Origin of the sequence: Marinobacter sp. tcs-11 (genome assembly GCF_002049515.1) — a bacterium.
Classification (GTDB): Bacteria; Pseudomonadota; Gammaproteobacteria; order Pseudomonadales; family Oleiphilaceae; genus Marinobacter; species Marinobacter nauticus.
On sequence record NZ_LLYU01000002.1, the window covers coordinates 76,780 to 91,527 of the forward strand.

13 protein-coding genes are annotated in these 14,748 nt (G+C 57.8%); 10 read left to right on the forward strand and 3 right to left on the reverse strand.

The window, feature by feature from the left end; translation table 11 throughout:
* Nucleotides 1-62: 62 nt before the first annotated feature.
* The 4 genes from can (at nt 63) to ARC85_RS03040 (ending at nt 3,563) form a co-directional block, all read left to right on the forward strand.
* On the forward strand, nt 63-740 hold the full coding sequence (gene can, locus ARC85_RS03025) for a carbonate dehydratase (protein WP_011785417.1): 678 nt from the start codon (nt 63-65) through the stop codon (nt 738-740).
* A gap of 126 nt (nt 741-866) precedes the next feature.
* A complete protein-coding gene (locus ARC85_RS03030) occupies nt 867-1,040 on the forward strand; it encodes a hypothetical protein (RefSeq protein ID WP_014421070.1) in 174 nt (57 codons plus the stop codon).
* A gap of 132 nt (nt 1,041-1,172) precedes the next feature.
* The gene (locus ARC85_RS03035; protein ID WP_286714271.1) at nt 1,173-2,228 is read left to right on the forward strand and encodes a methyltransferase; all 1,056 of its coding nucleotides are present in this window, start codon (nt 1,173-1,175) and stop codon (nt 2,226-2,228) included.
* 195 nt (nt 2,229-2,423) lie between these two features.
* Entirely contained in the window at nt 2,424-3,563 is a 1,140-nt protein-coding gene (locus ARC85_RS03040) for a class I SAM-dependent methyltransferase (RefSeq protein WP_199452217.1), read from the forward strand.
* A gap of 3 nt (nt 3,564-3,566) precedes the next feature.
* On the opposite strand, the gene ARC85_RS03045 is transcribed toward ARC85_RS03040, so the two are convergent.
* Entirely contained in the window at nt 3,567-4,184 is a 618-nt protein-coding gene (locus ARC85_RS03045) for a riboflavin synthase subunit alpha (protein WP_153740434.1), read from the reverse strand.
* A gap of 157 nt (nt 4,185-4,341) precedes the next feature.
* Here ARC85_RS03045 and ARC85_RS03050 point away from each other — a divergent pair, with 157 nt between their 5' ends.
* The 5 genes from ARC85_RS03050 to ARC85_RS03070 are packed head-to-tail and all read left to right on the forward strand — an operon-like array spanning nt 4,342 to nt 8,582.
* On the forward strand, nt 4,342-5,235 hold the full coding sequence (locus ARC85_RS03050; protein ID WP_022991586.1) for a hypothetical protein: 894 nt from the start codon (nt 4,342-4,344) through the stop codon (nt 5,233-5,235).
* Between the two features lie 60 nt (nt 5,236-5,295).
* Complete coding sequence (locus ARC85_RS03055) at nt 5,296-5,973, forward strand: TetR/AcrR family transcriptional regulator (protein ID WP_011785412.1); 678 nt, start codon at nt 5,296-5,298, stop codon at nt 5,971-5,973.
* A 58-nt stretch (nt 5,974-6,031) separates the two neighbouring features.
* On the forward strand, nt 6,032-6,532 hold the full coding sequence (locus ARC85_RS03060) for a L,D-transpeptidase (RefSeq protein WP_023010568.1): 501 nt from the start codon (nt 6,032-6,034) through the stop codon (nt 6,530-6,532).
* 23 nt (nt 6,533-6,555) lie between these two features.
* Nucleotides 6,556-7,797 carry a mechanosensitive ion channel family protein gene (locus ARC85_RS03065; protein ID WP_014421076.1) on the forward strand — a complete coding sequence of 414 codons (1,242 nt, stop codon included), beginning with the start codon at nt 6,556-6,558 and terminating at the stop codon, nt 7,795-7,797.
* Nucleotides 7,794-8,582, forward strand: a complete 789-nt coding sequence (locus ARC85_RS03070; RefSeq protein ID WP_023009890.1) for an S-methyl-5'-thioinosine phosphorylase — start codon at nt 7,794-7,796, stop codon at nt 8,580-8,582. Before ARC85_RS03065 ends, ARC85_RS03070 begins: the two co-directional genes overlap by 4 nt.
* Here ARC85_RS03070 and ARC85_RS03075 read toward each other — a convergent pair.
* Nucleotides 8,563-9,357: a CsiV family protein gene (locus ARC85_RS03075; RefSeq protein ID WP_153740433.1), complete on the reverse strand. Its 795-nt coding sequence runs from the start codon at nt 9,355-9,357 to the stop codon at nt 8,563-8,565. The genes ARC85_RS03070 and ARC85_RS03075 overlap by 20 nt on opposite strands.
* Before the next feature lie 29 nt (nt 9,358-9,386).
* Complete coding sequence (mfd, locus tag ARC85_RS03080; protein WP_153740432.1) at nt 9,387-12,908, reverse strand: transcription-repair coupling factor; 3,522 nt, start codon at nt 12,906-12,908, stop codon at nt 9,387-9,389.
* Between the two features lie 237 nt (nt 12,909-13,145).
* Here mfd and ARC85_RS03085 point away from each other — a divergent pair, with 237 nt between their 5' ends.
* Nucleotides 13,146-14,549: a glyceraldehyde-3-phosphate dehydrogenase gene (locus ARC85_RS03085; RefSeq protein WP_370258753.1), complete on the forward strand. Its 1,404-nt coding sequence runs from the start codon at nt 13,146-13,148 to the stop codon at nt 14,547-14,549.
* Nucleotides 14,550-14,748: the final 199 nt, after the last annotated feature.

Consider the following 14,748-nt stretch of genomic DNA (forward strand, 5'->3'; position numbering starts at 1 on the left):
CGTTATGTCGTTGATTCCCGTTCAATCCCGCAGCGGGAATCAATGGCAGGAGCAACAAGATAATGGCACCACTGAAACATCTACTGGACAAGAACCGGGCCTGGGCCAATGGCATCAAGTCGGTGGACCCGAAGTTCTTTGACCGGCTCTCGAACCAGCAGGCACCGGAGTACCTGTGGATCGGCTGTGCCGACAGTCGGGTACCTGCGAACCAGATTGTGGACTTGCTCCCCGGTGAACTTTTCGTGCACAGAAACGTGGCCAACGTGGTTGTACATACAGATTTCAACTGCCTGTCGGTGCTCCAGTTCGCCATCGAAGTGTTGAAGGTCAAACACGTATTGGTGGTGGGGCATTACGGTTGTGGTGGCGTGCGCGCGGCATTGCTGAACGAAGGCTTTGGCCTGATTTCAAATTGGCTCCGCCATGTTCAGGACGTGCGTGACCGTCACCAGTCCGTACTGGACGCCATTCCCAATGTGCAGGACCGGGTAGACCGCCTGTGTGAGCTGAACGTGGTAGAGCAGGTAGGGCATGTGTGCCAGAACAACATCGTTCAGGAAGCCTGGCGTCGCGGCCAGCCATTGACTGTGCACGGTTTCGTTTACGACGTGGCCGACGGTCTGTTGAGGGATATGGGGCTCTCGATCGCCAGTGAGGCAGACCGGGAAACGATTCGTCAGTCCAGTCTGGATGAGCTGATCGAACGACCGGTTCGCTCCGGGCGCCAAAAAATATAATGCGAAGAATGTCAAAAACTGTCAAAAAATCGTGATGCTCGTCACTTCCTGACCCGTGGCGTCATCACAGTAGTGACCTTCTGCGTCTGTTACAGTAGCAACTGTAAGCAGTAAGGGAGGTAAACCATGAAAGAACTGATGCAGAAAGCCCTGCAGGCACTGGGAACCCGCAGAAACGAAAGTTCTGCCATGGATAGCGCAAGGGCTGAGGCCAAGCGCACCGAAGCACGCACCCCGGAAGATTGGGGAATGTCACCTGAAGACGCCCTGCGTGTGGGGACGGTTGCCCGTTACAAGTAAAATCCGGCTTTTGCAGGCGGTCCCAGAGGCCGAGCTCCATAGCAATAGCCCCGACTGATGCCACAGGGCAGACTCGGGGCTTTTTTCCGGTTAGCATACGCGGCTCATGATTCTGGCAATGGTCCGCTACCCATGTCTGCACTGCCCAATACCCATGAAGTTCTCCTCCGCAACTCGCATCTGTTGAATGGACGGCCGGCGCTGTTAGGCGTCTCGGATGCATCGCTTTTGCCCCGATGCCCGGTTCCCGGTATCGCGATGACCGAGCACGCCGGTCTTTGGCAAATCCTGTCCCATGACACTGACTGGGCTGGCTGTTTTGGTTACGAGCCAGATCGGCAGCAGCAGGGCTCTTGCGATACCGTGGTGGTATTTTTGCCTAAAGCCCGGGCTGAGTGTGAGCTCCGCCTGGCTTTGGCTCGTTACCTCGGCAAACCAGGTGCGGCACTGGTGGTTATTGGCGAGAAGAAGGAAGGCATTGCCGGTGCCATAAAGCAGTTTTCCGTCGTCGCCGGGGAGGTTGTAAAGGTCGACAGCGCCCGCCATTGCCAGGTCTGGTGCGGCAGAAATACCCAACCCCTGACCGAATTCCGGTTGACTGACTGGCTCAGCTGGACGGAGCTTTCCTGCGCTGGCGTGGCGCTCTCTGTTGCCGGCTTGCCAGGCGTTTTCAGTCTGGGTCGACTGGACGATGGCACCCGGATGTTGTTGGAAACCCTGGCTGAGTCACCCCTGGGTGTCGATCGGGTGCTCGATTTCGCTTGCGGTGCAGGTGTTATCGGGTCCTGGCTGCATGGTTTTCATCAGTTGGCGGGGAAGAAGCCAATTCGAGTAGATGGGACCGATGTTCAGGCGCAGGCCGTGTTCTGTGCCCGGGAAAGTTACCGTAAGGCAGGGGTAAACGGTGAGATTTTTGCCGCTGATGGCCTGGCTGCCGTTCAAGGCAACTGGCCGGCCGTGATCAGCAACCCGCCTTTCCACACCGGTGTAAAAACCGATACATCCATGACCGAGCAGTTCCTGGCCCAGGTGGCCGCTCATCTCGCGCACGGCGGCGAGCTGAGGCTGGTGGCCAACAGTTTTCTGCCGTATGAAGCCCTGATTCGACAACACATCGGCCCGGTTGAGAAACTCGCGCAGGATCGGCGATTTACCGTTTACCGGGCATTTCGGAAAAAGTCGGGCTGAAAAACAGACAGAAAAAAGCCCCTGGGGTAAGGGGCAAAAGATCTTGTCCGGAAAAATGCGGCCGGCCAGCCGGGTCAGGGCTGGGGCATGACCGGAAAGGGTGTTCGGCGTGAACACCCCTAACTTAGGTTTAATTTCTAGAATAAACAGCCTAAAAGTGTTTATTTTCCCGAAAGCTGCCAACGGAAGCCCAAAATGACAACTGCCAGACTCCAGACACCTGCCGGTGAACTCCGCCTGATCCGGCCAGGCGGAACGGCTGGGCTGCGCGCCTGGGACGCTGCCGACGAGTTGTTGTTGTCGGCTGCGGAGCCTTATCTGGCAGACGGTTTGCGCGTGCTGGTGGTGGACGACCAGTTTGGTGCTCTGACCCTCGGGCTTGCCTGCTATCAGCCGCAGACAGTTGCCGACAGCGCGACGCTCGCACACTCCGTGTTGACGAACGCTTCGCTCAATCCGGGGTTACCCGACTGCCCGACGGTTTTGAACTGGCGCCGGCCACCCTCAGGGCCCTTTGATCTGGTGCTGCTCCGTATTCCCCGTCAGGCCGGTTATCTGGCCTGGTTGTTACGGTGGCTCAACAGCGTGCTGGCGGAAGACGGACAAATACTGGCGGGCGGTATGATCAAGCATCTGCCCGATCGTAGTGTTGATGTGTTCGCCAGTGCGGTGGTCACCGAACAGGTGTTGCCTGCCCGTAAAAAGGCGCGGGTAGTGGTGTGTCGTGGTGGCTCGGCCACATTGACGGAATGGCAGGAGCAATGGCGTGGCTACCCGGTGGCAGGATTGCCCGGGCCGGTCGAGGCGCTGCCCGCAGTATTTGCCAGAGATAAGCTGGATATTGGCACGCGGGAGTTGTTACCGCTGATTCCTCAGGCGGTTAGTCGAGTGCCCCCGGCCGGGCGGATTCTGGATCTGGCGTGTGGAAATGGCGTGCTCGGGTTGTCTGCGCTTGCCGGCAGGCCGGGCGCCGAAGTGCATTTCAGTGACGTATCCAGCCAGGCCATTGCCAGTGTTGAGCATAACCTGAGCCGGTATGAGGGCGGCGATTGCGTGCACTTATGGCATCAGGACGGCATCGCAGATGATTTGCCTGACTATCAGCTTATTCTGCTGAACCCACCCTTCCATGAGGGTGGCGTGGTAGGCGATCACATCGCACTGAGACTGTTCAGGGATGCCGCCCGGCATCTGGCGCCGGGCGGCCGCGTATTGATGGTGGGCAATCGCCACCTGGGGTATCACCGTTCCCTGAAACAATACTTCAGCAGCGTTGAACAGAGAGCTGCAAGCCCGAAATTCGTGGTGTTCGAAGCCCGGAATGGCGCGGTGTGAGTCTCAGGCCGTCGCCGGGCGATCGTAGCCGAGGCGCGCGAGGGTATCCACGATGGTCTGGGTTTGACTATCAATCTCGATGTTGACCTTTTGCCCCTTGGTGGCCTTCCCAAACGTGGTGGCACGCAGGGTCTCCGGGATAAGGTGGACGTTGAAGCGGTTACCTTCCACCTCGCCAATGGTCAGGCTGGCGCCATTGATGGCAATGTAGCCTTTGGGGAAGATGTACTTCGCCCAGGTTTCCGGTAGTTCGAACCATAGGGTCACGTTGTTTTCCGGCCGCAGAATATCGACGATGGTTGCGGTAGTGTGGATATGGCCACTGAGCAGATGGCCGCCGATTTCATCGCCGATTCGGGCGGCGCGCTCGAAGTTGATTTCGTCGCCGGGTTTCAGGTCGCCGAGGGTGGTCAAGCGCAGGGTTTCCTGCATGGCGTCGAAGTACAGCCGGTGGCCTTCCTGGCGGGTAACCGTCAGACAGGTGCCGTTGATGGCAACCGAGGCACCGATGGTTACGCCCTGAACCCGGTCTTCCGGGAACTCGATCACGAAGGTGCTCAGGCCCGGCGCCGCGATCACGTTTTCGACCCGTGCAATGCCCTGAACGATACCGGTAAACATACATGCTCTCCTGAAAGCCGTTGATTGGCGCAAGCATACCGGCGCCTGCCAGTGTTGCCAAGAAGTCTGCAAGCCGCTTATGACGGCAAAGCCGACATTCAAGAATTGTTCGTAAAGGTCGATACTTGCATAAAGAACCTGAAGAACAGTGAGCTCAATGGCGGAAAATACAGCAGTAGACAAGACAGATCCGGCCAATGCATCCGGAGCGGTCCTTCGCCCCGGTCGGGCCGCTGATCCGGTGCCGGCAACACCGGAATCTGCCCTCAATGCCGCGCAAAGAACCGCTGCTCTGCAGGCTGACGATGACCAGGGCCCGAACGCTGAATCTGGCAGCGAGCAGCCCGGGGCGCAGGAATCGCAGGATCGGACTGCCGAGACCGGGTCGGAGAATCCGGATATCGAGCAGGCGCTGGCGGAGTCGCGACAGCGCAAGCTGCGTCTTATGCTAAGGCAGTGTGACCGGGTTCTGCTGATGGACTTCAACTTGCTGGCTATGTCGGACTGGCCGGATAACTATCAGATGGCAGCTGCGCGGCGTAGCCGAGACCTGTGGATCTTCAGTGCCCTTTTGGCTGCGACGTTTTTCCTCAGTGGTTTGACCGGTTTTGTGCCGGCCTGGGTAGCCGGTGGAGGTTTTGGCGCTTTCGTGATTATTCTGTTGCTGGGAGTGCCGTTTATCCGTCGGATTTACACGTCCAGCCCCTCCTATATGGATTTAATTATTCGCCGTCAGCGCATGCTTCGGGATGCCCGCAAACATGCGGCCCACCTGGAGGGAAAGGACGGGCTGATATGGCAGTGTGCGCGTATGGCAGAGTACAACCCGACACTGCGTCATACCCGCTTCAGTGAATTGCTCAGACTGTCTGAGCAACGGGTGTTGCCGCGTTATCTTACCCGGCGGGAACATGTTCGGCTGTATCTTATCTATCTGCTGGAAGCCGAGAAAGCCTATGGCAAAGTCCAGCAAGCGTTTTTCGACGGCAATCAGGACGCGATAGACCGGGGGTGGCAGGCAGTGGCGGCGGTTCCTGAAGACCGAGCTTGACATGACAGGCCTTCAAACGTATGTTTCAAACAGACGTTTGCTAGAGGCTCTGACAACAAAATGGCGCAGTCTGATACCGTTGACCGCATTCTTGACGCTGCCGAAGAGCTGTTTGCCGAGCGTGGGTTCTCGGAAACATCGCTTCGTATGATTACCAGTAAGGCTAAGGTAAATCTGGCCGCTGTCAATTATCACTTTGGGTCTAAGAATGCCCTGATCCACGCCGTGTTCGCCCGGTTCCTGACGCCGTTTTCGGCCACCCTGGATACCGCCTTTGATGAACTCGAAGAGCGTTGTGATGGCCAGCCGCCCACGCTGAACCAGACCCTGTGGGCGCTTACGGAAAGTGCCGTGCGCATGCCTCAGCGTAATGAGAAAGGCATATCCATCTTCATGCGCCTGCTCGGTCTTGCCTATACCCAGTCTCAGGGCCACCTGCGTAAATTTCTCGAACAGGAATACAGTGAGCCATTTGGTCGTTTCATGCGCTTGCTCAAAGAGGCCACGCCTGAGTTGTCCTCGGTTGATCGCTACTGGCGCATCCAGTTCATGCTGGGAGCGACGGCCTTCACCATGTCCAGCAGTGATGCCCTGATTGATATTCTCGAAAACAAGCTCGGCGTTGAAACCACGGTTCAGGAAATTGCCGCACGCCTGGTGCCGTTCCTGGCCGCAGGCATGAAGGCTCCAGACAAAATGCTGGTGCCGCCTACCGCTTCAGGCGTTTCGGTTGCCTGAACTCCCCCGCCTCGGGTAGTCTTCCCTCTGGTTCGCAGCCGGAGGGAAGTCGTTACCAATGCCCGATAACAAGCCCCCCGGGGTTACCCTGTCCATTGATATCGCCAATCAGTTCCTGACACTGGCTACTCAATCGGGTGATATCATTGCCCGCTACCCGGTATCCACCGGCCTGAATGGCCCCGGCCAGGCCGACGGCAGTGGCTGTACCCCTGTTGGCAAGCATTATATCCGCGCCCGAATCGGGGCAGGGCAGCCATTAAATACGGTGTATCGTGGGCGCCGCCCCACTGGCGAGATCTACAGCCAGAGTCTGGCGGCAGCGAACCCGGGGCGCGACTGGATTCTTACCCGTATACTCTGGCTTTGTGGCTGTGAATGGGGGCGAAACCGTGGGCCGGGGGTAGACACTTTTCGTCGTTTTATCTATATCCACGGCACGCCGGACAGTGAACCTATGGGAGTTGCCAGATCCCATGGCTGCATCCGGATGCGCAATACCGATATTGTTGAGCTTTTTGACCGGGTTCCAGCGGGGACTCCAGTCAGTATCTATTAATCCGCATAATTCAGAGGGACAGGATGATTGGCGAAGTTTTGGGTGTACTGAATGGCTGGATAGAGCAGTTCGGGTTGCTATCTGAAGGTTGGCGGGCCGGTGTGCTGGTTTTCCTGCTCGTGCTGGGGACGGCGGCGGTTGCCTATATTGCCAGTCATGTGATTTCTGCGCTGGAGCGCAAATTCGCCAGCACTCATAACCTTTGGGATGATGCTATTCTGCACGCGGTCCGTCGCCCTGTCGTGGCTTTCGTGTGGCTCCAAGGGGTGTATTGGGCTGCCGAAGTGGCTCACCATTTTTCCGAGGCTGAGGTCTTCAAGGCTAACGGAACGTTGCTTCAGATCGGTTTTGTCTGGGTGGTGGTCTGGTTTTTTATTCGGCTGATCAAACAGTTCGAGAATATCCTCACCTCTCCGATCAAGATGCGCAAGCCGATGGATTACACCACGGTCAATGCCATCAGCAAGCTGTCGCGCGCGGTTGTGATTATTACCGCCGCTCTGACCGCCCTGCAAACCCTGGGCTTCAGTATTTCGGGCGTGCTGGCATTTGGTGGTGTCGGGGGCATCGCGGTTGGTTTTGCCGCGAAAGATCTCCTGGCGAACTTTTTCGGTGGTTTCATTATCCATTTGGACCGTCCGTTCAAGGTGGGGGATTGGGTTCGATCCCCGGATCGGAGCATTGAGGGTACGGTTGAGCATATCGGATGGCGACTGACCACCATTCGCACCTTCGACAAGCGCCCGCTTTATGTCCCCAATGCGGCGTTTACCACTATTGCAGTGGAAAACCCATCACGTATGACCAATCGCCGGATCTACGAGACCATCGGCATTCGCTATGCCGATGTGCATTCCATGAAAACCATCGTGGACGAAATCCGGGAGATGCTGAAGAATCATGAAGAGATTGATGCCAACGAGACCTTGATCGTTAATTTTCTGGCGTTTAACTCATCGTCACTGGATATCATGGTGTACACCTTTACCAAAACCACCCAGTGGGTGCGTTTCCATGAGGTGAAGGAAGATGTATTACTGAAAATCAGTGACATCATCGAAAACCATGGCGCCGAGGTGGCCTTCCCGACGCGCACGCTGCATCTGCCGGATGGGGTGCGGGTAGACGGGCGCGATTCCTCAAAGCGTGAGGACTCAAACGACAAGTCCTCGGACAAGGACGCTGATTCCGGAAAATCCGGAAAAAATATCGATCATGATGGCGGTTACGGTGAAGCCGATTCAGATTCCGGAGACGGGGAATGACAGTAACGAATGACAATGTACCGGTAGGCATTATCGGTGGTACGGGGCTGACCAGCCTGAGCAATATCCAGATCACCGGAGAAGAGACAGTGACAACTGCGTGGGGTGAGCCCTCCTCCACGCTGGTGCGGGGGCAACTAGGTGATCAGCCTGTTATCTTTCTCGCGCGTCATGGTAACCCGCACCGGATTCCGCCCCATCAGGTCAATTACCGGGCCAACATTCAGGCGTTGCATGATGCCGGCGCTCGGGTGCTGGTGGGTGTAAACGCGGTTGGTGGCATACATGCCAATATGGGGCCGGCCCACATCGTGATCCCGGATCAACTGATCGACTACACCTGGGGCCGGGCCAGCACTTTCTTCGAAGGCGAGCTGGAGGAAGTTACACACATTGATTTTACCTGGCCCTACGATCAGGAAGCGCGTCAGGTGTTGATTGATGCTGCTCGCGCGGCGTCGCTGTCATTTTCCGGGTTTGGCGTCTATGGCGCGACGCAGGGGCCCAGGCTGGAGACGGCGGCGGAAATCCGCAGGATGGAGCGGGATGGCTGTGACATCGTTGGTATGACCGGCATGCCCGAGGCAGTGCTGGCGGCAGAGCTGGGCTTGCGGTACGTCAGCCTCGGGCTGGTGGTGAACTGGGCTGCGGGTAAAACCGACCACATTATTACCATGGCCGAGATTGAAGAAGCGATTGCCCAGGGCATGTCCGGCGTTCGGCAGATTCTGGAGCGTTCAATGGCAAGTCTGGGGCAGCTTGCGCTTACCCCTCAATCTTCTTGAAGAAAACCAGGACGCCGACGGTGGGGGAGTCGATGAAGTGGATTTCCTCACTGCGCATCCGCCGCGTTTCACGAATCCAGGTCACCAGTTCTACTGGTGCCGGACGGAGTTGGTAAGCGGTACCGGTGCCTTCTGATGCTGAACCACCGGTTTCGCTATCAAGTGTATTGCCAGAGTCCTGATCGGAAAACTCCGCAACCGCTTCGGTCTGAGGCGGTGTTTCAGGCTCTGCCGGCACAGCCTCGGGATCGTCGCTGACGGCCCAGTGGTTAAGCTGCACATTAACGTGCAGGTAGCGCTGGCGGTCAATGGTGATCTGGCCTTCCACCGCTCGTTGGCCAGACTCGGCCAGCCAGTCACCGATTGCGACACGCAGAGGTTCGCCCTCGTAGTCGGGCGGAAAGGCTTCATACCAGCCGGCACTCGCCAGTACCCGGTAGTTACCGCTTCGCTCGAGCCGGTTGGCCGCCTCGCCCAGGTGCAGTTGGTTGCGGGGTATCAGGTTGAGTTCGGTTACCCGCTCCCCGGATTCCTGCTCCACCCAAAGGGTTTTGCCGGCCTCTTCGACAGGTTCCACCGACTTGTTCGCCATCTGCTCTTCAATGCCGGCCGGGTCCACCAGACGCTGTAAAATCACCAGCTCTGCCCGGTAGTAGTCGTTCGGGACATTGCCTGAAGCGCCCTGGGCCCACAGGGTTGCCGGTGTGAATGCAACTGAGGCGAACAGCGCGGCACTGGCCAGGGTTTGCCGGGAGCATAAAATGTGAGCTTGCAAGGGCGTTACTCCACCTGAATCCTTTTTTGTCATGATGCCTTTGCCGGGGCCTTGTCGGGCGCCAGTTCTTCGAGCATCGCTGCGATGGCGTCGAGTTTACCATCGGTTGAGTCATCATTCAGCCGGAAGCGAAAGCTGTTGGCGCCTTCGAGCCGGTATCGATCCGGAGCGGATTGCACTTTTTTAACCAGTTCGAGAGGGTCGACCGGTGTCGTTGCCCCGAACTCAAGCCGCACCCATTCCTTGCCGGCATCCACTTTCACGATGCCCAGAGTCTCTGCCTGCAAGCGTAGCTGTGCCTGGCGCATGAGGTTCTTGGCCGGGGGCGGTAATAATCCGAAGCGGTCAATCATCTCAACCTGAAGTTCTTTTAATGCCTCACGATCCTTCACGCTGGCAATACGCTTGTACAGCATCAGGCGGTTGTGGACATCTGGCAGGTAGTCGTCGGGAATCAGGGCCGGAATGCGCAGGTTCATTTCGGTGCCGTGGCTGAGAGGCAGCTCGGCGTTGGGCGTGCGGCCGTCGCGAATCGCTTTTACGGCTTCGTCCAGCAGCTGCATGTAGAGGGTAAAGCCGATGCTTTCGATCTGACCGCTCTGTTCTTCACCCAGCAGCTCGCCAGCGCCCCGGATTTCCAGGTCGTGGGTGGCCAGCATGAAGCCTGCGCCCAGGTCCTGGGATTCGGAAATCGCATCCAGTCGCTTCCTTGCATCGGCGGAAATGGCCTTTGGCGGTGGTGTCAGCAGATAGGCGTACGCCTGGTGATGAGACCTGCCCACGCGACCCCGAAGCTGGTGCAGCTGCGCCAGGCCAAATTTGTCTGCCCGTTCAATAATAATGGTGTTGGCGCTGGGGATGTCGATGCCGGTTTCCACAATAGTGGTGCACACCAGTACGTTGAAACGCTTGTGGTAGAAATCCGACATGATCTGTTCCAGCTGGCGCTCGCGCATCTGGCCGTGTGCCACACCCACCCGCGCCTCCGGAATCAGTTTGCGCAGATCTTCCGCGGTTTTCTCGATGGTGGCGACATCATTGTGCAGGAAATAGACCTGACCGCCCCGCAGGATTTCCCGCAGAATCGCTTCTTTCACCATGGCGTCGTCGCGCTGGCGCACAAAGGTTTTCACCGACAGCCGGCGGGCTGGTGGGGTCGCGATAATGGACAGGTCGCGCAGGTGGCCCATAGCCATGTTCAGGGTTCTGGGAATCGGTGTGGCGGTGAGGGTCAGCATATCCACCTCGGCCCGCAGGGATTTCAGTTTTTCCTTCTGCTGAACGCCAAACCGGTGTTCTTCGTCGATAATCACCAGCCCCAGATTCTTGAAGTTGATATCGCCTTGCAGAAGCTTGTGGGTGCCAATGACGATATCTGCCTTGCCTTCCTCTATGGCAGTGATGGCCTTGCTGGTCTGGCTGCCGCTGCGGAAGCGACTCAGAAGCTCTACAGTTACCGGCGTATCCGAGAACCGGTCACGGAACGACTCGTAATGTTGCTGGGCCAGAAGAGTAGTGGGCACCAGCACGGCCACCTGTTTGCCAGACCAGGTGGCCAGAAAAGCCGCGCGCATGGCGACTTCGGTTTTACCGAAGCCGACATCGCCGCATACCAGCCGGTCCATCGGGCGTTCGCTCGTCATATCCTCGAACACCGATTCGATGGCCACCTGCTGGTCCGGCGTCTCCTCAAACGGGAAGCCGGCAGCAAAGGTCCGATAGGCCTCTTTCGGGTCCTCAAACTGGAAGCCTTTCCGGGCTTCCCGGCGGGCGTAAACATCCAGCAGTTCTGCGGCGGTGTCGCGGATTTTTTCCAGCGCTTTTTGCTTGGCGTTGCTCCAGCGTTCTGTTCCGAGCTTGTGGAGCGGTGCGTGTTCCTCATCGGTGCCGGCGTAACGGGAAATCAGGTGCAGGCTGGACACCGGTACATAGAGTTTGGAGCCGCCGGCGTATTCCAGGGTCAGGAATTCGTCGGATTGGCCGCCGGCGGTGAGTGTCTCCAGCCCCTTGTAGCGCCCTACGCCATGGTCGATATGCACGACCGGTGCGCCAATTCTCAGTTCAGACAGGTCCCGGTAGCCGGCATCGTCGGTTTCGGTTGGTTTCTGGCGCCGGCGACGCTGCAGCACCCGCTCGCCAAACAACGCCGTTTCGGTAATCAGTGCCAGATTCTGGCCGGGCAACACCATGCCCTGTTCCAGTGGGGCAATGGTGATGGCCAGAGTGGTGCTCTCGTTTTCGAGGAATTCCGACCAGCTCTGCACGGTTGCCAGCTTGAGCTTGTGATCGGCCAGGTTGTCAATCAGCGCCTCCCGGCGCCCGGACGATTCAGCACAGATCAGGATGCGCCCGTGGAACTCCTGGATGAACCGTTTGAGACGCCCTGCCGGATCAGCGGCGCGCCCGTCCATGGCGACATCCGGGAGAGATTCGGTACCGCAGTTGCTGGCGCCCGCGCCGTCTTCGGCCTGACTGCTGCAGGTAATGCGGGGGTAGTGTTTGAGTTGCCCGAACACTTCATCCGGCTGCAGAAACAGCTCGGAGGGGGGCAGAATAGGGCGCAGGCGATCGTGACGGCGGTCTTCGTAACGGGCCCGGGTTTCCGCATCAAAGGCATTGACGGCATCATTGAGACCGTTGGCGGTGAATACCAGGGTGCTGCCCGGCAGATAATCAAACAGCGTGGCGGTTTCATCGAAAAACAGTGGAAGATAGTACTCAATGCCAGGCGGTGTGATGCCGTGGGTAACATCCTGGTAAACCGGCGCGTCTTTGTCGGCATTGGGGAAGTATTCAAACCAGCGATTGCGAAAGCCTGAGCGGGCTTCCTTGTGCCAGGGAAATTCGTTGGCTGGCAGAAGTTCGATGCGTTCGGTTTTATCGATGGATCTCTGGGTTTCCGGGTCAAAGGTCCGGAGGGTTTCGATTTCGTCATCGAACAGATCAATGCGGTAGGGCAGGTTAGAGCCCATGGGGTAAATGTCGAGGATGGCCCCCCGTACCGCATACTCGCCGTGTTCATACACGTTGTCGGTATGATGATAACCGGCTGCCTCCAGTTGCATTCGCCAGCTGTCGATATCCAGGGTCTGGCCCACTTCCAGCAGCAGGGTATTACCCTGCAGATAGCTCGGGGGGGCAAGCCGGTGCATCAGGGTGCGTGCCGGTACTACCAGAATGCCGTGGCGTGTGCCGGGTAACCGGTGCAGGGAGCGAATCCGCCTCGAGGTAATGTCCTGGTGTGGCGAAAACAGATCGTAGGGCAGTGTTTCCCAGTCGGGGAGCGACAAAAGCTCAATGCCATCGGAGGAAACGGTGGCGCCGTCTTCATCCGTGGGCAGCCCCAGGAAAAACCGGATGGATTGCTCCAGCTGGATGGCTTCGCTGGTACTTTGGGTGATGACCAGTGTCAGACCTTTGTGGGCGCGGGCGCTCTCGCAGATGGCCAGGGCGTCGGCACAGCCATTCAGTTGCCCCCATTTTCTGTGGTCGGCGGCCTTTTCAGGGGCAGCGGGGGCGATAAGCGGGGCGTGGGCCTGGCCTTTGGTCATGGGGCAAGCGTTCTCCTGAATAAATGCATCATTTGCCGGGGCGGCGCTATTCTATCGCCCGGTTGTGACAGTGTCATGGTCGGGGCAGACAAACGGCTATTTGCCGTATCGCCTTTTAAGTTGGATAATGTGCGCCCCAAATTATTTCCAGTGCTATACGAGGTTCCAACCGTGAGTCACGAACAGATCAACCAGCACCTGTCCAACTGGACTGACCGGGAGTCTACCGCAGAAGCGATGATCCCGTTGATCGGCCGCCTGTACCGTAAAAACAACGTTGTTACGTCCGTATACGGCCGTGCGATCATCAACCAGTCTGTTATCGATATCATCCGCGCCCATCGTTTTGTGCGTCAGGTTGAGGACAGCGAGCTGTCTGTTCACGATACGCTGCCCATTCTCGAGGCGATGGACAAGCTGGAGCTTGGCCGCGCTCACGTGGATATTGGCAAGCTGGCGGTCAAATTCAAGGCAGAGGGCGGTGACCTCACCGAGTTCCTGAAAAAGGAAATCGGCCCGGTGGTTGGCAAGTACGCCGAAGAGGCGGCCAAGGATGCCAAGGAAGAAACGAAGGATGTGGTGCTTTACGGCTTTGGCCGGATCGGCCGACTGCTGGCGCGTATCCTGGTTGAAAAAGCCGGTGGCGGCAACAACCTGCGCCTGCGTGCGATCGTTGTTCGCCAGGGTGGTGCTGACAACGATCTGGAAAAGCGTGCCAGCCTGCTGCGTCGTGACTCCGTGCATGGTCCTTTCGATGGCACCATCACGGTCGATGCCGAGAACTCTGCGCTGATCGCCAACGGCAACTTTATCAAGGTGATCTACTCCGATGGTCCGGACAAGGTGGACTACACCGAGTACGGCATCAACAATGCCATCGTGGTCGACAACACCGGTAAGTGGCGTGATGAAGCTGGCCTGGGCCTTCACCTGAAATCCAAGGGCGTCAGCCGCGTGATCCTGACTGCGCCGGGCAAGGGCGATATCAAGAACATCGTTTATGGTATCAACAACGACTGGATCACCGACGAAGACAAGATCCTGTCTGCCGCCTCCTGTACCACCAATGCCATCACGCCCGTACTGAAGGCCATCAACGACGAATACGGTATTGAGGATGGTCACGTTGAAACCGTGCACTCCTACACCAACGATCAGAACCTGATCGACAACTACCACAAGGGCAGTCGTCGTGGCCGCAGCGCCCCGTTGAACATGGTTATTACCGAAACCGGCGCAGCCAAGGCCGTTGCCAAAGCTCTGCCAGAGCTGAAAGGCAAGCTGAGCGGTAATGCTATCCGGGTGCCGACACCGAACGTGTCCATGGCGATCCTGAACCTGAACCTGAAAAGTGATGTGGATGCCGAGCAGGTGAACGAGTACTTGCGCGATATGGCGCTTCACTCCGAGCTGCAGAAGCAGATCGACTTCGTGAACTCTCCGGAAGTGGTTTCCACCGATTTCGTGGGCTCCCGCCATGCCGGTATCGTCGATGCCCAGGCTACCATCGCCAATGGCAAGCGTTTGATCCTGTACGTGTGGTACGACAACGAATTCGGCTACAGCGCCCAGGTTGTGCGTTGTGTGAACCAGATGGCCGGCGTAACCTATCCGATCTTCCCGAAGCGCGCCCGCGACTAAAGTCGTAGGCCGGTCTCGGCAGTTGATTGACAGAAAGCCCCGGTAGCGCCAGCTGCCGGGGTTTTTTGTTACTTCGGCCGTACAAAACCATTTTTGTTACCGGTGGAAATAGGTTTCCTTAATCTCTATAATTGGCGCGATTTTGGGTATGTCTGGCACCCCGTTTCTCAACCTTTCCTGGGCCGCAGGGGGCCGGGCG

What these genes read in the sequence shown, in the direction of transcription:
- can (WP_011785417.1), top strand. Translation starts at nt 63, where the DNA reads ATGGCACCACTGAAACATCTACTGGACAAGAACCGGGCCTGGGCCAAT.
- ARC85_RS03030 (WP_014421070.1), top strand. Translation starts at nt 867, where the DNA reads ATGAAAGAACTGATGCAGAAAGCCCTGCAGGCACTGGGAACCCGCAGA.
- ARC85_RS03035 (WP_286714271.1), top strand. Translation starts at nt 1,173, where the DNA reads ATGTCTGCACTGCCCAATACCCATGAAGTTCTCCTCCGCAACTCGCAT.
- ARC85_RS03040 (WP_199452217.1), top strand. Translation starts at nt 2,424, where the DNA reads ATGACAACTGCCAGACTCCAGACACCTGCCGGTGAACTCCGCCTGATC.
- ARC85_RS03045 (WP_153740434.1), bottom strand. Translation starts at nt 4,184, where the DNA reads ATGTTTACCGGTATCGTTCAGGGCATTGCACGGGTCGAAAACGTGATC.
- ARC85_RS03050 (WP_022991586.1), top strand. Translation starts at nt 4,342, where the DNA reads ATGGCGGAAAATACAGCAGTAGACAAGACAGATCCGGCCAATGCATCC.
- ARC85_RS03055 (WP_011785412.1), top strand. Translation starts at nt 5,296, where the DNA reads ATGGCGCAGTCTGATACCGTTGACCGCATTCTTGACGCTGCCGAAGAG.
- ARC85_RS03060 (WP_023010568.1), top strand. Translation starts at nt 6,032, where the DNA reads ATGCCCGATAACAAGCCCCCCGGGGTTACCCTGTCCATTGATATCGCC.
- ARC85_RS03065 (WP_014421076.1), top strand. Translation starts at nt 6,556, where the DNA reads ATGATTGGCGAAGTTTTGGGTGTACTGAATGGCTGGATAGAGCAGTTC.
- ARC85_RS03070 (WP_023009890.1), top strand. Translation starts at nt 7,794, where the DNA reads ATGACAGTAACGAATGACAATGTACCGGTAGGCATTATCGGTGGTACG.
- mfd (WP_153740432.1), bottom strand. Translation starts at nt 12,908, where the DNA reads ATGACCAAAGGCCAGGCCCACGCCCCGCTTATCGCCCCCGCTGCCCCT.
- ARC85_RS03085 (WP_370258753.1), top strand. Translation starts at nt 13,146, where the DNA reads ATGATCCCGTTGATCGGCCGCCTGTACCGTAAAAACAACGTTGTTACG.